The sequence below is a fragment of the Streptococcus gallinaceus genome, assembly GCF_024170225.1.
GTDB classification, from domain to species: Bacteria; Bacillota; Bacilli; order Lactobacillales; family Streptococcaceae; genus Streptococcus; species Streptococcus gallinaceus.
The window spans coordinates 240,140-260,898 of the sequence record NZ_JALJXU010000002.1; the positions used below are offsets into that span (position 1 = coordinate 240,140).

The following is a 20,759-nucleotide window of genomic DNA, read 5'->3' on the forward strand; positions in this document are numbered from 1 at the left end:
AACGAAGACGGAATTTTCAAAAAATTGTTGAAATTGAGAATATTTTGTGTTTTAATAGAAAATAACCTATTTAAGATTTATTTAAGAAAACAAAGGAGTTCTTTATGAAATTGCATCAACGTTTTTCCATCCGTAAGTACAAAGTGGGTGTTGCATCTGTATTATTAGGTGCTGTTTTCCTCTTTGCAGGTGTCTCACAAGTATCTGCTGACCAGTTGACAGACATTAGCAATCCAGTTGTTGTTTCTGAAGTTGAAACGACCGCTACCAGTACACATCAAGCTGATGATATAGCACCAACGCTTGATGCAACTTCAGAAGTGGCGGCAAGTTCTGCTAATGAAGTAACTTCGACGGATTCAGCTAAGAATGCTGATTCATCAAGTGTAGCTACAGAAGTAAGCGAATCCACTGAAGCAGCAAAAGAAACTGCACCAGAGAGCCCATCTGAAGAGGTGGCCACTAAATCAAGTGCAACTCCAACAGCGTCAGAAACTACAGTTACATCAGAGGAGACAAAAGTCTCTAATCAAGCAGCTGCATCTACTGAAAAACCATCAACTACAGCTACTGTTGACAAAACAACGGCAGCCACTGAGGGCGATCATGTCGCAGAAACTGAATCAAGCATTCCTAAAAAAGAAGAGGCCAAACCCCAAAGTATTGACACGAATAAAATAATCAATGTACCCAAGGTCTGGGATAGTGGCTACAAAGGTCAAGGGACTGTCGTTGCCATTATTGACTCTGGTCTTGATGTGACTCATGATGCTCTTCACATCAGTGATGTCAGCAAGGCTAAGTACAAATCAAAAGAGGAAATAGAGGCGGCTAAAAAAGAAGCCGGTATTTCTTACGGTCAGTGGTACAATGATAAAGTTATTTTTGGTTATAACTATGTTGATGTGAATACTGAACTTAAAGAGGCAGATAAGCATTCTCACGGTATGCACGTGACAGGGATTGCTACAGGTAATCCAACCAAAACAAACAGCGGTGAATACATTTACGGCGTAGCTCCAGAAGCGCAAGTCATGTTCATGCGTGTCTTCTCAGATGTTCACTCAACAACAGGACCAGCAATTTATGTGCAAGCCATTAAAGATGCGGTTAGATTAGGAGCGGATTCGATTAACCTGAGTCTTGGTTCTGCCAATGGTTCAGTAGTCAATATGGATAATACCATCCAAGAAGCCATTGCTATGGCAAGAAAAGCTGGCGTTACAGTGGTTATCGCAGCTGGTAATGATGGTGCATTTGGTTCAAGCCATTCTAACCCATTAGCGGAAAATCCAGACTACGGATTAGTTGGAGACCCATCAACAACGCGGGATGTTATTTCAGTAGCGTCATATAACAGCTCAACGGTGATGAACAAGGTGGTCAACTTGGTCGGTATGGAAGGCAATGCTGCACTGAATAACGGAAAAAGTTCTTATACCAACCCAGAAGTTAGTGCTAAAAACTTTGAGCAGGGCCGCGAGTACGAGTACGTTTTTGTTGGTACAGGAACGGCTGACGAAGTAGCTAATGTCGACTTGAAAGGGAAAATCGCCCTAATCAAACGTGGTGGTATTACCTTTAGTGAAAAAATTGCTTTTGCTGCAGCTAAGGGAGCAGAAGGGGTTGTGATTTTCAACCATACAGCTGGTCAGCCAAATATTAGCATGCAAATTGAAGGAGACGGCGCATTGATTCCTTCTGCCTTTATTCCATTTGAATTTGGAGAAGAATTAGCGGCTCATCCTGAGAAATACAAAATCCAATTCAACGGAAATTCTGAGAAAACAGCCAATCCTGTCGCTAATCAAATGTCGGACTTTACAAGCTGGGGCTTATCAGTTGATGGAGAATTGAAACCAGACCTTTCAGCACCTGGTGGTAGCATTTACTCATCCATCAATAACGGTGAGTATGACAACATGAGCGGGACAAGTATGGCAACTCCTCATGTCGCAGGTGTTGTGGCCTTGGTAAAACAATACCTCAAACAAGCCTATCCAGACCTTAGTCCAGCTGATACAGAAACCCTAATTAAGCATCTATTAATGAGTACGGCCAAAGCACACTATGATACAGATGCCAAAGCCTTCACTTCTCCGCGCCAGCAAGGTGCAGGGTTAGTGGATACGAATGGTGCTATCACAACAGGTCTTTACCTTACTGGTTCCGAAGGCTATAGCAGCGTGACACTTGGTAATGTAGGAGCTCGGTTTACCTTTGACGTAACGGTTCACAACATTAGCAAAGAAGACAAAACGCTGAATTACGTGACGAATCTGACAACTGACGGCGTTGAAAATGGAAAAATCACCCTTAAGCCAAGAGCATTGTCAACAAGTGACGCTAAAACTATCACGGTCAAAGCTGGTGAGGCCAAAACAGTTACAATCTCAGTCGATGCATCAACCTTTGCAACGCAATTGAGTCAAGAAATGCCAAATGGTTACTTCTTAGAAGGTTTTGTTCGTTTCCTTGATACAGTAGATAGCGCTGAAATTGTCAGTCTTCCATTTGTTGGATTTAAAGGGAAATTCCAAGATGTTCCCGTCGCTGAAAAACCAATTTATGAATTGGTCGCAGATGGAAAAGGCGGTTTCTACTATACTCCTAAAAATAAAGTCATCGCTGGGAATGCCGATGTGACAGGATTGATTAGCACAAGTTCTGAAGCGGTTTACTCTGCTGCAAGTACAGATGAGAAAACACCTGTTGAGTTAAAAGTTTTAGGAACCTTTAAAACAGATGAGGGAATCAACCTGCTTTACCTAGACGCTAACGGGAAACCTCAGTTAGCCATTTCACCAAATGGTGATGGAAACCAAGATGCACTTGCCTTTAAAGGTGTCTTCTTCCGGAACTATTCTGATTTGGTAGCGACTATTTATGCCGCGGATGATAAAGACTTGAAAAATCCACTTTGGTCAAGTGAGCCTACAGGTGGCAACAAAAATTACTATGCTGGTAATCCAAATCGTCCAAAATCAACCTTAGTTGGAACAACTGAATGGTTTGGCCAAGATAAGGATGGGAATGATCTGCCAAACGGCAAATATAAATACGTGGTGAGTTACACATCTGATGTGGTCGGTGCGGGAACACAAACGACTAATTTTGATGTTGTCTTGGATCGTGAAAAACCGTTTATCACCACTGCTACGTATGATAAAACAACGCTTGCCTTTAAAGCACGTCCAGCTATTGAGAAAGAGTCTGGTGTTTATCGAGAACGTGTCTTCTACCTTGTTGCAGATAGTGATGGCATCGAAAGTACGATTGACTACAATGCCAATACTGGAAAAGTTAAGCTAGTTGATAATAAGGTATTTGTAAAACAAAATGCAGATGGAACTTTCACGCTTCCGCTTGATAAGGCTGATGTTGGTCGATTCTATTACAGTGTGGAAGACTTTGCGGGCAATGTTTCAGTGGCTAAAGTTGCGGATTTGATTAGCATTGGAAATGATCGTGGTCTTGTTCGGGTCAATGTTCGTGATGTGGTTTCAAATGATGTTGTTGGCTTGCATTTTACAGCTGCTGTGAAAGATGATAAAGGCAACACAGTTCTTGAGTTGCCACGTTATGCGGGACAATCAGACGTGCTCATGCTTTCATTTGGTACCTACACTGTAGAAGTTTTCCTTTATGACAAGGAATGGGGAGAAATCACTGGTGCAACTAAGAAGACCATTACCTTATCAGAGACAGATAGTTCTCAGGAAGTCAGCTTCCTTGCCACTATCTTTAGTAAAGTAAACCTTCTTCTTGATTTTGACAAAGCTCTTCCAAAAGGTACAATGGTTGGTATTAAGGCTTCTGATGGCAAAGTGTATGAGATTCCAGCTGCGCGCTACTCAGAAACAGACTATGGTAAGGCAGTCTATGTTGGGAATTACACCCTTGATGTGGCTCTTCCAGAAGGTGTTGAGATTTATGAAGATTTGGCCTTTAGCGTCACGCCAGGTTTGACTAATCGTGTCCGATTTAGCCTTGTTGACAAACGTCAGTTGACTGCTGAAGAAGCACAAGTTGATACTGTAAAAGCAAGCGCAACTTATTACAATGCAACAGAAGAGTTGATTGCTGCATACGATAAGGCGCTAGCAGAAGCAAAAGCAGTGTTAGCAGCTAAAAATAAACAAGCTGCTGTTGATCAAGCACTTCAACAACTTGAAGTAGCCCGTCAAGCCTTGAATGGAAAAGTAACTGACTTCTCGGTATTGCAAACGGAGAGCGACTCATACAACTCTGTTCAACCAAGTGCAGCATACTATAATGCTGCTGGTGATAAACAAGAAGCATACAACAACAGTTACCGCAATGCGCAAGCCGTTTTAGCAAATGAAAAAGTGACTCAAGCAGAAGTTGATGCAGCGACAACAGCAGTAGCAACAGCTCGCCAAGCTCTTGATGGTAAAGAAACAGATAAAAGCAATCTTAAGGCAGAGACAGCAAAATACGATGACCTTCTATCAAGTCCAACTTACTACAACGCACAAAGCAACCTTAAAGATGCCTACCGTGCAGCCTATGCTGTAGCTGAAGCTGTTCTTCAAAATGGTGCAGCTAGACAAGTTGAAGTGGATAAGGCCTATGCAGCTCTAGTTGCGGCAAGCAATGCCTTAGATGGCAAACCAACTGTTTCAAAAGAAGCTCTTTTAACAGCCTTATTAGATGCTCAATCAGTTGATACGACTGATAAAACAGATGCTAGTCAAGAAGCGCTTAAAGCGGCTGTAGAAACTGCGCAAGCAGTTCGTCTCAATGAAGAAGCAACTCAGGAAGAGGTAGATGCAGCGACTAAGGCCCTTCGATTAGCTTTAGAAGGATTGAAACCAGTAGAGGCTGTCACTACAGAATCTGTTATCCCTTTTGAAACACAAGTGGTAGAAGATGCCAATCTTCCTGCAGGTACGCGCCAAGTACTTGTTGCTGGAATTGCAGGTCTTCGTCGTCAGGTAAGTGTGAATGGTAAAGTTTTGATTGATGAAGTTGTGACAAAAGCTGTAACTGAAGTGATCCTAGTAGGAACTAAAACAGTGGATAAAGCGGCATTATCAGGTCTAGTGGCGAAATCGTTGGAATTGAAAGCGACTGCTGCCACCTATCAGCAAGCAAGTCAATTGGTCAAACTTGCCTATGATCAAGCTGTCAGAGAAGCGCAAGCTGTTTTGGCAAATACTAACGTCACTCAATCAGAAGTCGATGAAGCCCTCCTTGCACTGAAAGCGGCTGAAGAAGCTTTAGATGGTAAATCTGTTGGAGGTTCAGATGAAAAAGTTGTTGCTAAGATAGCTCCAGTAGCGACAAATCACACTCCAAGTAGCCCACCAGAACCAGAACCAAGGGTAAGTAAGCAACTTCCTCAAACTGGTACTACGCGAAGTCCTTTCCTAAGCATCTTTGGAATGGTATCTATTTTATCAGCATTTGGATTGATGAAAATCCGAAAGAAGGAATAAATAGCATTTATTTGGAATAGATTTTACAAGCAAATCATTTATTCAACATCAAGGCCTCAGTTCTGCATTAGACAGGATTGAGTCCTTTTTATCAAGAGGCTAGGAAAACTAGTATGTCTGGTTGAAGCGCAAGCAAAAAAACAAGTTTAGAGGAACTAAACTTGTTTTTTTATTGATAAATTGAAATGTTTCGGTAGGTCCAATAAGAGAGGCTGCAGACAATCAGAAAATAGGGTAGATTTGCAAATCCAAACACTTCGCAGCCGATAAGAATTGGTGCAAACCAGGTATTGGTTGCGGCAGAAAAGACAGCTGCATAGCCTAGTGCGGCGGTTAATTCCAGTGGAAGACCGAGAAGTGTTGCTAATAGGATGCCACTGCTAGCTCCGATGGCAAAAAGTGGTGTCACTTCCCCGCCTTGAAAACCAATCGCGAGAGTAGCAACGGTTAGGAGGAGTTTTACCAGCCAATCATAAGGATAAATCTTCTCACCCATCAAACTAGCTTCAATCAGATTGGTACCCAGACCAGAATAACGTCCCTGATGAGCTAGAAAGAGGATGAGAGACAGAATCAGACTGCCTAAGACGATGCGTAGGTAAGGATTTGCCCAGATTGTAGCTGCAAGTTTTTTTGCTTGCTTCAAAAGAGCTGCAAAGCCATTGCCGATTAGACCGAAAATGAGTCCCGTGAGCATCAAGCCCAACCAGTGTTTCCATGACAAGGTCTGAAATCTCATAAGATGAGTGAATTTCTCGAGACCAAGCAGATGGGATGTGTTACTGGCTGTGAAGGCAGCGACTAAGATAGATGCAACTTGTTGCCAAGAAGATTTGCCTTTGCCGAGGACTTCTAAGGCGAAAAAGCTAGCAGCGAGTGGTGTTTGAAAAAGTCCTGCAAAACCAGCAGCGATACCTGTTGTCAGGAAAAAGCCGTTTTCTACAGGGAACTTCCATTTTTTTTCAAAATTATGCGAGATGGTCGCGCCGATTTGGACAGCCACCCCTTCACGACCAGCTGATCCGCCAAATAAATGTGTTGCCCAAGTAGAAATCATGACAAGAGGAATCAATTTTTTGGGAATATTATCAGCTTGTCCGCGACCAACTTTGAGAACAAGTCCCATGCCTTTTTGCAACTCTTTCCCCCAGTAGTGATAGGCCCAGATAATGCCTGCCCCAGCCAGCGCCAAGAAAGGAATCAAGTAAGGGAAGTAGTGAGCGCGAATATTTCCTATAGCCAACAAAGTGCGACCGAAGATTGTATTTACGACTCCGACGCAAATTCCGACAGCTAGACTAGCTAGTAGAATGTGGAGTAGCTGCTTAGTTTTCTTCATGACGGTTGAGTTTTTGTTTTTGGTACTGGCGTGATTGAGCCATGATATCGGCAAAAGTTGCACGAATGGTTTCTTGGTAATCTGCGTTTTTTACATGATTGGCCACTTTTTCAAGCACTAAAGCTTCACGCTGATTGTCTAAGACGGTTTTGCCACTTTCCTTTTTAAAGGTTGCAACCTGTGATACCAGATCCATCCGTTGTTCCAACAGGGCGACCAATTCCTCGTCTACACGGTCAATGTTCGCTCGAATTGCTTCTAAATCCATAAGATCCTCCATTTTTGGATAAGTATAGCAAAAAAGAGAGGATTTTTCTACCCCTCTTTTTTACCAGCTTGCTTTTTTGACACCTGGAAGTTGCCCTTTGTGGGCCAATTCGCGGAAGGTAATCCGGCTGACACCAAATTTACGCATATAAGCGTGTGGACGACCGTCGGTCATGTCGCGGTTTTTCAGACGATTTGGATTGGAGTCACGAGGTAATTTACGGAGTGCTTCGTAATCTCCTTTTTCCTTTAATTCTCTACGTAAGTCAGCGTATTGTGCAATTAGTTTTAATTGTTTTTGATGACGGGCGATTTTGGATTTTTTAGCCATGACATCCTCCTTAAATTATAATTAACTAGTTAAGTATAATCTTTTTCAATCATTTTGGCAAGAAAAAAGTTGAGATTTCTCTCAACTTTTTTAACCAAGTTTTGCAACTAAATCTTCTGCAAATTTTTCCAAGTTTGCAATATCTTCGTCTTCAGCAGCCAAGTCAACCTTGACATTTTCAGCGCCTTTTGTTGCGCCACGTGAACCGAGCATAAGGTCGAAGTCATCTACTGACTTACAGAAGTCATCGTAGAAAGTATCGCCTGAACCACAGACTCCATAGATTTTTCCAGTCAGGTCTAAGTCGGCCAAGTCTGTGTAAAAATCAACGATTTCGTCTGGCAACTCACCGTCTCCGCCATATGAGTAAGTGTAGGTCGCGACGACAATAATATCTGCGTCAAGGATTTCTTCAGTTTCTACGGTTGTACATTCGTCGTTGTGTACTTCTAACCCCAGTTCTTCCAGTTTACTTGCGACGATGTCCGCAATCTCCTCTGTATTGCCGGTCATACTCGCATAGACAATTTTTGCCAGTGCCATAATTTCCTCCAAATGTAGATAGTATTGTCATTATACCATATTCTAAACATTTTCAAAAGCCTATTCTTTGTGCTAAAATATGAGGAAGTGAAAAAGGAGAAATCATGTTGATTCAAGAACAAATTATAGAAAAAATTAGAGCTTACGATACCATCATCATCCATCGTCATCAGCGCCCAGACCCAGATGCTATCGGGAGTCAATTGGGACTGAAAGGTCTGATTGAAAAGAATTTTCCTGGAAAACGGGTTTTAGCGACAGGTTTTCAAGAGCCAACTTTGGCTTGGATTGGAACTATGGATACCGTGGAGGATACTGACTTTGCAGGTGCCTTGGTGATTGTAGTCGACACAGCCAATACAGAGCGAATTGATGATGCCCGCTATGACAAGGGACATTTCTTGGTTAAAATTGACCACCATCCCAATGATGATGTCTACGGAGATTTGCTTTGGGTGGATACCCAATCCAGTTCAGCTAGTGAGTTGGTTGCTCGTTTAGCTATGGAGCAAAATTTGGAGATGGATGCAGCCGTTGCAGCTTCTTTGTACGCAGGAATTATCGGAGATACCGGTCGTTTTCTTTATCCCGCGACAAGTGCTAAAACCTTTGAAGTTGCAAGTTTCTTGCGCCAGTATAACTTTGACTTTTCAGCGATTTCTCGAAAAATGGACGAAATGGATGCCAAGATTGCTAAGTTGACAGGCTATGTTTACGACCATATGGACGTAGATGAAAATGGAGCTGCGCGGATTGTGTTGACGCGTGCTCTCATGCAAGAATATCAGGTTACAGATGCAGAGACCGCAGCTATTGTCTCGGCGCCAGGCCGTATTGCAGATGTGCAGTCTTGGGCGATTTTCGTGGAGCAAGAAAATGGAACCTATCGCGTTCGCCTGCGCAGTAAAGTAGCTGTTATCAATGAAATTGCCAAACGCCATGAAGGCGGTGGTCATCCACTTGCTAGCGGAGCTAATTCTTACTCGTTAGAGGAAAATGAAGCTATTTACCAAGAAATCAAGGAGGCTGTCAAAAATGCCAGAAGCTAGTCGTCGCATTCATTTGATGGGGACATTTATCGATACCAAAATTTGGCATGAGGACCCTCAACCAATTTTGGAACAGGTGGAGGAGTTGCTCTATCTGTACAAGGATCGTTTTTCTGCCAATGATTTGACTTCTGAGCTCATGGAAGTCAATCTTAACGCGGGTGTGCAGCCTGTACCTGTGGCACCAGACCTCTATGAATTGATTGAATTAGGGAAAGCTCACAGTTGTGCACCAGGTAGTCGGCTCAACATTACGATTGGTCCCCTGATTCAGGCTTGGCGAATTGGATTTGACGATGCCAAGGTGCCTGATGAGGCGACAATCAAGGACAAGTTGCGTATTATCAACCCAGAGGACATCGTTTTAGAGCCAGAATATCGTCAAGTTTACTTAAAAAAAGAAGGGATGGCCATTGATTTGGGCGCTCTTGCCAAGGGCTACATTGCGGACAAAATCGTCGAGCACCTCAAACGCGTCGGTGTGGAGAGAGGTCTCATCAATTTGGGAGGCAATGTCTTGACCTTTGGACGAGCAGCGCACAACCCTGATGGTATGTGGCGGATTGGTGTGCAGCATCCAAAATTGCCGCGCGGTAACAATATTACTGTCTTGAAAATAGGCGAGGAATCGGTGGTGACTTCCGGCATCTACGAGCGAACATTTACCTATGAGGGGAAAACCTACCACCATATTTTTGACAGTCAGACAGGTTATCCGGTTGCGACAGATGTGGCCAGCTTGACCATTATTTCTGAAAAATCAGTGGATGGAGAAATTTGGACTACGCGCTTGTTTGGTCGTCCTATCCGAGAAATTTATGATGAAGTCAATGCACAATCAGGCATAGAAGCTATTATTATCACGGTTAACGACGAAATAATCTATACCGATGGAGTGGCGGATAAATTTTAGAAAGCCTTTACATTTTCAATAAAAAATAGTAATATAATATGTATACTCTGCAAATGTAGGAGGAAAGGATACTATTATGAAATTGATTGCTTTGGTTGGCACAAACTCTGCCAAATCTACGAATCGTACATTGCTACACTATATTCAACAGCACTTTTCTGATAAAGCGGATATTGAAGTGATTGAGATCAAGGATCTACCAATTTTCAATAAACCGGCCGATAAGAAAGTTCCAGAAGCCATTTTGGAAATCGCTGCGAAAATCAGCGCCGCAGATGGAGTGATTATCGGAACACCTGAATACGACCATTCTATCCCAGCGGTACTCATGAGTGCCTTGGCTTGGTTGTCTTACGGCATTTATCCACTCCTCAACAAGCCGGTAATGATTACGGGTGCCTCTTACGGAACTCTTGGTTCATCACGTGCACAATTGCAATTGCGTCAAATTTTGAATGCACCTGAGATCAAGGCGACTGTTTTACCAGATGAATTTTTACTTTCTCATGCCTTGCAGGCATTTAACGGCCAAGGTGAGTTGGTTGATTTAGATACCATTAGCAAGTTGGAAGCTATTTTTGACGATTTCCGTCTCTTTGTGAAAATTACTGGAAAATTGTCAAATGCACAAGATCTTTTGCACAAAGAAGCTGAAAACTTTGACTGGGAAAGCTTGTAAGGAGGAAGAAAGACTATGAAATTTGTCGGAATTGTAGGCTCAAATGCCGAGGAATCATACAACCGTAAACTCTTGCAATTTATCGGTCGTAAATTCAAAACCAAATTTGAATTGGAATTGTTAGAAATTGACCAAGTTCCAATGTTTAATCAGGATGAAAATTGGGAAGAATCTTTCCAACTCCGTCTCCTCTACAATAAAATTACCCGTGCAGACGGTGTGATTATTGCAACACCAGAACACAACCACACGATTACAGCAGCCTTGAAGAGCGTGCTTGAATGGCTTTCATTTGCCGTGCATCCTTTCCAAGACAAACCAGTGATGATTGTCGGCGCTTCTTATTATGATCAAGGTACGTCACGTGCCCAAGTTCATTTGCGCAAGATTTTAGACGCGCCAGGTGTCAATGCCTATACCCTGCCAGGAAATGAATTTTTACTTGGAAAAGCGAAAGAAGCCTTTGATGACAATGGAAATATTATAAACGAGGGTACAGTGAAATTCCTTGAAACCTGCTTAGACAACTTTATCAAATATGTAAAAGTTGTCTCGAAATTACAAAAGCCAAGACCAATTGAACAGGAAGACTTGCATTGCCAAGGTTCTATCGCTACCACAATTAAAGGGATTGACCCTGATGATCCGGAATGGTTGGATAAGGCCGCAGCTCAAGTAGGAGCAGTCGAAGGGGATGCTTATGTCAAATTGGACAACGGTCTCTTGACAGTCAACCAGCTCAATATGTTCTTGAAAGCTATGCCATTCGAATTGACATATGCCGACGACAACAACCAATTCCTCTACTATAATGACAAGCATCCAGACCCAGACACAATGCTTGGTAAACGTGTTCCTGAGCAAGTTGGAAACCGCATGGCGACCGTTCACGGTACCTTGCCACCAGCCCGCATGAAAAATGTGGAATGGGTGATTGGGACCCTTCGTAACGGTAACCAAGAATATGTACGGACAATCGTTCCAGGTACACCACCAGAAATCATCAACACTCACAATTACCAAGCTATGTACTATCCAGACGGTTCTTATGCTGGTATCAATGAAATCATCTTCAACTTCAAACCATGGTTGGATTGGTATCTTGAAACGACCGGTCAACGATTGGTTGGCGGAAACGCACCAGCAGCTGGTCACGGTGGACACGGACATACAGATGCAGATTCAGGAGCATCTGGTGCCGATGCACCTGCTGAACACGCAGCAACTGATGCAGATACAGGCGCTTCAGCAACCTAAAAATAAATAAGCAAAAAAGCTTGAACTCTATCTCGTATTGTGATATACTAGCAGAGTTATAATCTATGGCTCGGAAAAGAGTCCATGGCAGAAAGGAATTTTTAACATGAAAAAAGATATCCATCCAGAATATCGCCCTGTTGTCTTCTTAGACACAACTACTGGTTACCAGTTCCTTAGTGGTTCTACAAAACGCACTAACGAAACTGTTGAATTTGAAGGTGAAACTTACCCACTTATCCGTGTGGAAATTTCATCAGACTCACACCCATTCTACACTGGACGTCAAAAGTTCACTCAAGCAGATGGACGTGTGGATCGTTTCAACAAAAAATACGGTCTCAAATAAAAAAACAACCCTATGGGTTGTTTTTTCTTTGTCATCCCTCAAGCAAGACAACAGCTATAAATAACTTTGGACGAAAAACGATTTTCAAGACCGGGTAGAATTGGTTGATGATTTTCATAGCCTGTGAGTTCAAATTTGAAGGTGATTTTGCTATAATGTAAATAATACCTATTGAAAGTATGAGGAGTTTCTATGAATCGAACAAAAGGGTCGGTAGTCAATCGGATTGATTATCCCCTATTGGTGCCAGTCTTTTTTTTATTGCTGATTGGTGTGATGGCGATTTACATTGCCGTTAGTCAGGATTATCCAGCCAAGTTGGCCCCAGTAGTTGGACAACAGATTATGTGGATGCTGATTGGTGTGGCACTAGCAGCCTTGGTGATGTTTTTCAATACCAAATTTTTGTGGAAAGTTACGCCGATACTCTATGTGCTGGGACTGGGCTTGATGGTATTGCCGCTTTATTTTTACAGTCCAAGTTTAGTCGCATCGACGGGGGCTCAAAACTGGGTCACTGTAGGAGGGGTTACACTTTTCCAACCGTCAGAGTTCATGAAAATTTCCTACATTGTCATGATGGCGAGGTTAACAGTAGGTTTCCACAAACGGCATCCCAAACGGACAATCAAAGAAGATTTCCTCTTGATTGGCTATCTTTTACTCTGTACTTTACCGGTTTTGGTCCTGCTTTATCTGCAGAGTGACTTGGGAACTGCCTTGGTATTTTTAGCCATATTTGCAGGGATGGTCTTGATTTCAGGCATTTCCTGGAAAATATTATGGCCTATTGTAGGTCTTGCTTGTGTGGCTGGCATTGCCTTTATTGTCCTATTTACAGCACCTGGCGGGACAGCTTTACTGCATAATCTCGGGATGGACACCTATAAAATCAATCGGATTACAGCTTGGTTGGACCCGTTTAAAAATGCCCAGTCTACAACTTATCAACAGGCTCAAAGTTTGATTGCGATTGGAAGTGGTGGTATTTCGGGGATTGGCTTCAATAAAACCAACTTGCTGATTCCAGTGCGTGAAAGTGATATGATTTTCACGGTTATTGGAGAAGATTTTGGTTTTATCGGCGGAGCAACGGTTATCGTTCTCTATCTCTTGCTCATTTACCGCATGTTGCGGATAACGTTAGAGTCTAACAATCGATTTTACACCTATATTTCGACTGGCTACATCATGATGCTGCTTTTCCATGTTTTTGAAAATATAGGAGCGGCAACGGGACTGTTACCGCTGACAGGGATTCCGCTTCCCTTTATCTCACAAGGTGGCTCGTCCATTATTTCCAATCTATTAGGTGTTGGTTTGATTATGTCTATGTCCTACCAGCACAATCTATCTGACGATCGACGTCGTAGTAAATCACGTGTTTATCAAAAAATTACCATCAAGCGTGTCGAAAAATAAGGAGGCTTAACATGGCAAAAGTAGCAGTATTATTAGCACCTGGCTTTGAAGAAATCGAAGCTCTGACACCAGTTGATGTTTTGCGTCGTGCGGACATTGACTGTCAAATGATTGGGTTGCTGGGGAAATCCGTTACAGGTTCACACGGTATTACCGTTGAAGCAGATAAAATGTTTGACGGGAATTTAGCCGAATTTGATATGATTGTCTTACCAGGGGGAATGCCGGGGTCAACCAACCTTCGAGACCATGAAGGACTTATTGAGCAGGTGCAAGAAGCTGCCGTAGCTGGAAAATGGATTGCAGCCATCTGCGCAGCACCGATTGTATTGGATAGGGCTGGTTTGTTGGAAGGCAAGTCTTATACTTGTTTCCTAGGTCAAGAAAAGACGATCAGTAGCGGGAACCATTGTTCGGATATCGTTGTTGTGGATGGCTCTATCATTACCAGTCGTGGTGCAGGGACTAGCTTAGCCTTTGCTTATAAGTTGGTTGACTTGCTTGGAGGAAATGGCCAAGAACAAGCAGAACGGATGGTTTATACAGCCTTATTTAAGTGAAAAAATAAGGGGGAGGGGAACCTCCCCTTTTTGCTATGTCTGACTGGGATTTTTTGAAAAAATATGATATAATCAAGGGTAATATTTATAGGCGTTTTTTAGCCTGAAAAGGAAGAGTAATGACAGAAGAAAATAAAGAATTACAGGAAAAAGCACAGGAGTATGATGCCAGTCAGATTCAGGTCTTAGAAGGTCTAGAAGCTGTTCGTTTGCGTCCCGGTATGTATATCGGATCGACCTCAAAAGAGGGGCTTCACCACCTTGTTTGGGAAATCGTTGACAACTCCATTGATGAGGCCTTGGCTGGATTTGCTAGTCACATTGAGGTATATATTGAGCCAGATAATTCAATCACCGTTGTGGATGATGGCCGTGGAATTCCTGTCGATATTCAAGAAAAAACAGGTCGTCCTGCGGTCGAGACCGTCTTTACAGTTCTCCACGCGGGAGGTAAATTTGGCGGAGGCGGCTATAAAGTTTCGGGTGGTCTTCATGGTGTTGGTTCTTCCGTTGTAAATGCTTTATCTACACAGTTGGATGTTAAAGTGCATAAAAACGATCAGATTCATTACCAAGAATACAAGCGTGGTGTGGTCGTTGCGGATCTTGAAGTCATTGGTGAGACAGATCGTACTGGGACAACTGTTCATTTCACCCCAGACCCAGAAATTTTCACTGAGACAACTGAGTTTGAATTTGCCAAATTAAACAAACGGATTCAAGAACTGGCCTTTCTCAATCGTGGTCTTCGCCTATCCATTACAGACAAACGTGAAGGGTTGGAGCAGCGCAAGGAATACCACTATGAAGGTGGGATTGCCTCTTACGTTGAGTACCTCAATGAGAGCAAGGATGTCATCTTTGAAACTCCGATTTATACAGATGGTGAGTTGGACGACATTACTGTTGAAGTAGCCATGCAATACACTACCAGCTACCATGAAAATGTTGTCAGTTTTGCCAACAATATTCATACCCACGAGGGTGGTACGCATGAGCAAGGTTTCCGTACAGCCTTGACCCGTGTCATCAACGACTATGCGAAGAAAAATAAAATCCTTAAAGAAAACGAAGACAACTTGACAGGTGAAGATGTGCGTGAAGGATTGACAGCAGTTATCTCCGTCAAGCACCCAAATCCTCAGTTTGAAGGGCAAACCAAAACCAAACTAGGAAATAGCGAAGTGGTTAAAATCACCAACCGTCTCTTCTCAGAAGCCTTCTCAGACTTTTTGCTAGAAAATCCTCAAGTTGCACGTCGCATTGTTGAAAAAGGGATTTTAGCAAGTAAGGCTCGTATCGCAGCCAAACGTGCGCGTGAAGTGACCCGTAAAAAATCAGGCTTAGAAATTTCGAACTTGCCTGGGAAACTAGCGGACTGTGCTTCCAACGATCCAAAACAAACTGAACTTTTCATCGTCGAAGGGGACTCTGCCGGTGGTTCAGCTAAGTCAGGACGTAATCGTGAATTTCAGGCTATTTTGCCAATTCGTGGTAAAATCCTCAATGTTGAAAAAGCCAGCATGGATAAGATTCTTGCCAACGAAGAAATTCGTAGCCTCTTTACTGCTATGGGAACTGGTTTTGGTGCAGAATTTGATGTAGAAAAAGCACGTTACCAGAAATTAGTCATCATGACCGATGCCGATGTCGATGGAGCCCACATTCGAACACTCTTGCTGACCTTGTTCTATCGTTACATGAGACCAATTGTCGAAGCTGGCTATGTGTACATTGCCCAACCACCTATCTACGGTGTAAAAGTAGGTTCAGAAATTAAGCAATACATTCAACCGGGTGTCAATCAGGAAGAAGAATTGCAAGCAGCCTTAGATAAGTATAGTGAAGGTCGCTCAAAACCAACTATTCAGCGCTATAAAGGTCTTGGAGAAATGGATGACCACCAATTGTGGGAAACAACCATGAATCCAGAAAATCGCCTGATGGCGCGTGTATCAGTGGATGATGCGGCTGAAGCGGATAAGATTTTTGATATGCTCATGGGAGACAAAGTAGAGCCTCGTCGTGAATTTATCGAAGAAAATGCCGTCTATTCCACACTTGACGTTTAAGATTCTAAAAAAATCAAGTGCATATGCTAGAAAAGTATGGTATAATAAAGCGATATTGTCTAGTAAATACTAATATCTAAGGAGATTTACATGTCTAGTGGAACAATCTTTTTAATCATTACGATTGTTGTTATATTACTTATTATTTATGTAGCGGGGCTGATTGTGCGTAAGCACAATGATAACCGTTTGGTTGCTTTGGAAGAACGTAAAGAAGACTTGTTCAACCTTCCAGTCAATGACGAAGTGGAAGCAGTGAAAAATCTTCACTTGATTGGCCAAAGTCAGGTCAGTTTCCGTGAGTGGAATCAAAAATGGGTTGACTTGTCACTCAATTCTTTTGCAGATATTGAAAATCATATCTTTGAAGCTGAAGGGTTTAACAATTCATTCCGCTTTATGAGTGCTAAAAATGCTATTGCTAGCATTGAAAGCCAGATTGATTTGGTAGAAGAGGACATCACTTCAATCCGCCACGGTTTGCAAGACTTGAAAGAGCAGGAAGAAAAAAATTCTGGTCGCGTCAAACATGCCTTGGATTTGTTTGATACCTTGCAAGCATCTGTTCGTGAAAATACAGAAACCTATGGTGAAACACTTCCTGAGTTGGAAAAACAACTGAAAAATATTGAAGTTGAATTTTCAGAGTTTGTTATGCTCAATTCATCAGGTGACCCAATCGAAGCTTCTGAAATCTTGGACAAGACAGAGGAGCACATGATTGCCCTCAATCAGATTATGGACCGTATTCCTGATTTGATTCAAAAGGTCGAAACAGCTTTCCCAGATCAATTAGATGACTTGGAAACAGGTTATCGTAAGTTGATTGAAGAGAACTATCTCTTCACTGAGGCTGATATTGAAACACAATTCCAAGATATTCGAGTTGCGATTCGTGAAAATACTGCTTTGATTGTTTCATTTGATTTGGATGCTGCAGAAGTTGAAAATCAAACAATTCAAGAGCGTATCAATCATCTTTACCAGATTTTTACAAAAGAAATCGAATCTCATCGTGCTACAAGCAAGTTGAGCAAGACACTTCCGAAGTTTGTAGAACATGCAGTTCAAAATACACAAACACTGACAGCAGAAGCAGAGCGCTTGAACCATTCTTATCTTTTGTCTGAAAGCAAATTGTCACGTATCCAGCAATTGTCAAATCGTATCGCTAACATTGAGCAAGTGGTGGCTGAAAGCGTTGAAGAGTTAGACGCACCACAAGTTGCTTACTCTATCTTGGAAGAACGTTTGGAACATGCCAATGTGACCTTGACAGAGATGGAAGAAGAGCAGTTGATTTTATCAGAATACTTGCAATCGCAAGAAACATCTGAAACAAACGCTCGTAACAAGGCAGCAACTTATATCAATCAATTGCATACCTTGAAGCGTTACATGGAAAAACGTAATTTGCCTGGCATTCCAGAAGAATTTCTTGCTATTTTCTTCCGTACAAGTGATCATGTTGAAACATTGCTTGCAGAGTTGGATTACAAACGCATCAATATCGAGGCTGTTAATCGTCTACTTGAAAATGCAACATTTGACATCCATAATTTGGAAGAAAGTGCTTATTTAATTGTGCAAAATGCTACATTAACAGAGCAGTTGTTGCAATACTCAAACCGTTACCGTTCATTTGATCCAGCAGTTCAAAAAGCCTTTACTCGTGCTCTTGCTATCTTTGAAAAAGACTACGATTACCAAGCTTCATTTGAAGAAATCTCATTTGCTCTTGAGACTGTTGAACCTGGTGTAACAGAACGTTTTGTGAATTCTTATGAAAAAACTCGCGAAGCTATTCGCTATTAAAAGCTGGATTTATCCAGTTTTTTGTATATTTTTGCATGAATCTTACATCGTTTTGAAAATTTGGTACAATTTAAGAAAAGAAAAAGTTTGGAGTGTAGTATGAAGGATATCAAAGGATTGCTTGTTATGGACGTGGATTCTACCTTAATTATGGAAGAAGGAATCGACTTGCTGGGCGATATCGCGGGTGTTGGCAGTCAGGTGGCTGATATTACAGAAAGGGCCATGCAAGGGGAATTGGATTTTCGTCAGGCATTAGATAAACGAGTAGCCCTTTTAAAAGGGCTACCAGAGAGTGTCTTTCAAGAAATTTTAAAGAAGATTCATTTTACGCCAGGTGCTAAAAAATTAGTTGATGAATTGCATAGTCGCGACTACAAAGTTGGCGTTGTTTCAGGCGGCTTCCATGAAACGGTCGATAGCTTGGCTGAACAACTTGGATTGGACTATGTTAAAGCCAATCATTTGGAGGTTGTAGATGGCCAGTTAACAGGCCGAGTATTGGGGGATGTAGTGACCAAGGATGTCAAAAGGCAGATGCTTGAGACTTGGGCCGCTGAGAATGGGTTGACCATGGCTCAGACCATTGCCATGGGAGATGGGGCAAATGACCTTCCTATGATACAAGCGGCGGGCATCGGTATTGCTTTTTGTGCCAAAACAATTGTACGCGAGCAGACTCCTTTTCAGATAAATGAAAAAGATCTGTACAAGGTTATTGAAATTTTAGACAGTCAAAAAAGCTAGGCAAATCCTAGCTTTTTAACGATTTAGCGAGAAAAAATTTTCTTCCAAAATGGAACTTTTTCAGCAGTTTTCTCCTCTGCTGCGGCAATGAATTTGTCAGATAGTTCAATGTTTTCCACATCAACAGCATGGTCTGTGTGAAGGAGAAGTGCGAAAGGCGATTCAGCAATTTTTTCATCAATGATGCTGACAGTCATGCCTTTTTCTTGGGCAGTTTTCAAGTAAGAAATCTGGAGGGCATCCGTTAATTTGGGAGAAATTTTCAGGGTTAGTGGCTGATATTCTGCTAGATAGTGCTCGCAGATGGTGGCAAATTTGTCTTGAAATTGGCTTTCAACCGCATCCGAGAAGTGTACAACTAAAACAACTCGTTCACGAAAAGTTCCCATGTAGTGGCGCTGTTCATCTGGATTGAGGCGATTTTCACCGCTGGATTTTTGTAATATGATCTTTGTTAAGTCAGTCATAAACTGATTATAACATAATTAAAAAAGCCTGCAAAGAGCAAACGTTTACATGTTTAAAATAAGGCATTTCAACGATTTTTCCTTGAAAAAAAGGCGTTTTTACAGTATGATAGTAATGTAACAAATTAAATCTCAAAGGAGAGTAATATAATGTCAATTATTACTGATGTTTACGCTCGCGAAGTCCTTGACTCACGCGGTAACCCAACACTTGAAGTAGAAGTTTACACTGAATCAGGTGCTTTCGGACGTGGTATGGTTCCTTCAGGAGCTTCTACTGGTGAACACGAAGCAGTTGAACTTCGTGATGGTGATAAATCTCGTTACCTTGGTCTTGGTACACAAAAAGCTGTTGATAACGTAAACAACGTAATTGCTGATGCAATCATCGGTTACGACGTACGTGATCAACAAGCAATCGACCGTGCAATGATCGCTCTTGACGGTACTCCAAACAAAGGCAAACTTGGTGCCAACGCTATTCTTGGTGTTTCTATCGCTGTTGCTCGTGCAGCTGCTGACTACCTTGAAGTGCCACTTTATAACTACCTTGGCGGATTCAACGCTAAAGTATTGCCAACTCCAATGATGAACATCATCAACGGTGGTTCTCACTCAGATGCTCCTATCGCTTTCCAAGAATTCATGATTGTACCAGTTGGTGCGCCTACATTCAAAGAAGGTCTTCGTTGGGGTGCTGAAGTATTCCACAACCTTAAGAAAATCCTTAAAGCTCGTGGTTTGGTAACAGCTGTTGGGGACGAAGGTGGTTTCGCTCCTAAGTTCGAAGGAACTGAAGATGGTGTTGAAACAATCATCGAAGCGATTGAAGCAGCTGGTTATGTAGCAGGCGAAAACGGAATCATGATCGGTTTTGACTGTGCATCATCAGAATTCTACGACAAAGAAAAAGGTCTTTACGACTACACTAAATTTGAAGGTGAAGGCGCTGCTGTTCGTACATCTGCAGAACAAATCGACTACCTTGAAGAATTGGTTAACAAATACCCAATCATCACTATCGAAGACGGTATGGATGAAAACGACTGGGACGGTTGGAAAGCTCTTACTGAACGTCTTGGTGGACGTGTACAATTGGTTGGTGACGACTTCTTCGTTACAAACACTGACTACCTTGCACGTGGTATCAAAGAAAATGCCGCTAACTCAATCCTTATCAAAGTAAACCAAATCGGTACTTTGACTGAAACTTTTGAAGCTATCGAAATGGCTAAAGAAGCTGGTTACACTGCAGTTGTATCACACCGTTCAGGTGAAACTGAAGATTCAACAATCGCTGACATCGCAGTTGCAACTAACGCTGGCCAAATCAAAACAGGTTCATTGTCACGTACAGACCGTATCGCTAAATACAACCAATTGCTTCGTATCGAAGATCAACTTGGTGAAGTTGCAGCATACAAAGGTTTGCAATCATTCTACAACCTTAAAAAATAAGGTTTAGAAAAGAAAAGTTAGGAAATTTC

General features: G+C 42.2%; 17 protein-coding genes. 12 read left to right on the plus strand and 5 right to left on the minus strand.

The features are described from left to right. Positions 1-104: 104 nt before the first annotated feature. Positions 105-5,462, plus strand: a complete 5,358-nt coding sequence (locus J2T50_RS03655) for a S8 family serine peptidase (protein WP_253363843.1) — start codon at positions 105-107, stop codon at positions 5,460-5,462. A gap of 169 nt (positions 5,463-5,631) precedes the next feature. Here J2T50_RS03655 and J2T50_RS03660 read toward each other — a convergent pair whose 3' ends face one another. The 4 genes from J2T50_RS03660 to J2T50_RS03675 form a co-directional block, all read right to left on the minus strand. After that, positions 5,632-6,801 carry a chloride channel protein gene (locus J2T50_RS03660; protein WP_253363845.1) on the minus strand — a complete coding sequence of 390 codons (1,170 nt, stop codon included), beginning with the start codon at positions 6,799-6,801 and terminating at the stop codon, positions 5,632-5,634. Then, positions 6,788-7,069: a chorismate mutase gene (locus J2T50_RS03665; protein WP_253363847.1), complete on the minus strand. Its 282-nt coding sequence runs from the start codon at positions 7,067-7,069 to the stop codon at positions 6,788-6,790. Before J2T50_RS03665 ends, J2T50_RS03660 begins: the two co-directional genes overlap by 14 nt. A gap of 60 nt (positions 7,070-7,129) precedes the next feature. Next, positions 7,130-7,399 carry a 30S ribosomal protein S14 gene (gene rpsN / locus J2T50_RS03670; protein WP_222347970.1) on the minus strand — a complete coding sequence of 90 codons (270 nt, stop codon included), beginning with the start codon at positions 7,397-7,399 and terminating at the stop codon, positions 7,130-7,132. A gap of 90 nt (positions 7,400-7,489) precedes the next feature. Beyond that, a complete protein-coding gene (locus J2T50_RS03675) occupies positions 7,490-7,942 on the minus strand; it encodes a flavodoxin (protein WP_253363849.1) in 453 nt (150 codons plus the stop codon). 104 nt (positions 7,943-8,046) lie between these two features. Here J2T50_RS03675 and J2T50_RS03680 point away from each other — a divergent pair, with 104 nt between their 5' ends. From J2T50_RS03680 to serB, 10 genes are all read left to right on the plus strand, one after another. Beyond that, positions 8,047-8,991, plus strand: a complete 945-nt coding sequence (locus J2T50_RS03680; protein WP_253363851.1) for a DHH family phosphoesterase — start codon at positions 8,047-8,049, stop codon at positions 8,989-8,991. Further along, a complete protein-coding gene (locus J2T50_RS03685; RefSeq protein WP_253363853.1) occupies positions 8,978-9,904 on the plus strand; it encodes an FAD:protein FMN transferase in 927 nt (308 codons plus the stop codon). Before J2T50_RS03680 ends, J2T50_RS03685 begins: the two co-directional genes overlap by 14 nt. 76 nt (positions 9,905-9,980) lie before the next feature. Then, positions 9,981-10,583, plus strand: coding sequence for an NADPH-dependent FMN reductase (locus tag J2T50_RS03690; RefSeq protein WP_222347963.1), 603 nt, complete (start codon positions 9,981-9,983; stop codon positions 10,581-10,583). 15 nt (positions 10,584-10,598) lie between these two features. Next, positions 10,599-11,840, plus strand: coding sequence for an NAD(P)H-dependent oxidoreductase (locus J2T50_RS03695; protein WP_253363855.1), 1,242 nt, complete (start codon positions 10,599-10,601; stop codon positions 11,838-11,840). 106 nt (positions 11,841-11,946) lie between these two features. Beyond that, entirely contained in the window at positions 11,947-12,189 is a 243-nt protein-coding gene (locus J2T50_RS03700) for a type B 50S ribosomal protein L31 (protein WP_222347959.1), read from the plus strand. A 192-nt stretch (positions 12,190-12,381) separates the two neighbouring features. Then, the gene (locus J2T50_RS03705; RefSeq protein ID WP_253363857.1) at positions 12,382-13,611 is read left to right on the plus strand and encodes an FtsW/RodA/SpoVE family cell cycle protein; all 1,230 of its coding nucleotides are present in this window, start codon (positions 12,382-12,384) and stop codon (positions 13,609-13,611) included. An 11-nt stretch (positions 13,612-13,622) separates the two neighbouring features. Continuing rightward, on the plus strand, positions 13,623-14,171 hold the full coding sequence (locus J2T50_RS03710) for a DJ-1 family glyoxalase III (RefSeq protein ID WP_253363859.1): 549 nt from the start codon (positions 13,623-13,625) through the stop codon (positions 14,169-14,171). 119 nt (positions 14,172-14,290) lie between these two features. Then, positions 14,291-16,243, plus strand: coding sequence for a DNA topoisomerase (ATP-hydrolyzing) subunit B (gene gyrB / locus J2T50_RS03715; protein WP_253363861.1), 1,953 nt, complete (start codon positions 14,291-14,293; stop codon positions 16,241-16,243). A gap of 90 nt (positions 16,244-16,333) precedes the next feature. Further along, the gene (gene ezrA / locus J2T50_RS03720) at positions 16,334-18,058 is read left to right on the plus strand and encodes a septation ring formation regulator EzrA (protein ID WP_253363863.1); all 1,725 of its coding nucleotides are present in this window, start codon (positions 16,334-16,336) and stop codon (positions 18,056-18,058) included. A 99-nt stretch (positions 18,059-18,157) separates the two neighbouring features. Continuing rightward, positions 18,158-18,805 carry a phosphoserine phosphatase SerB gene (serB, locus tag J2T50_RS03725; RefSeq protein WP_253363865.1) on the plus strand — a complete coding sequence of 216 codons (648 nt, stop codon included), beginning with the start codon at positions 18,158-18,160 and terminating at the stop codon, positions 18,803-18,805. 23 nt (positions 18,806-18,828) lie between these two features. Here serB and J2T50_RS03730 read toward each other — a convergent pair whose 3' ends face one another. Then, positions 18,829-19,272, minus strand: a complete 444-nt coding sequence (locus J2T50_RS03730) for a DUF1694 domain-containing protein (RefSeq protein ID WP_253363867.1) — start codon at positions 19,270-19,272, stop codon at positions 18,829-18,831. A gap of 150 nt (positions 19,273-19,422) precedes the next feature. On the opposite strand from J2T50_RS03730, the gene eno reads away from it, so the two are divergent. Then, positions 19,423-20,730 (plus strand): surface-displayed alpha-enolase, encoded by a 1,308-nt coding sequence (gene eno, locus J2T50_RS03735; protein ID WP_253363869.1) that lies wholly within the window; start codon positions 19,423-19,425, stop codon positions 20,728-20,730. The last annotated feature ends 29 nt before the right edge of the window (positions 20,731-20,759 follow it).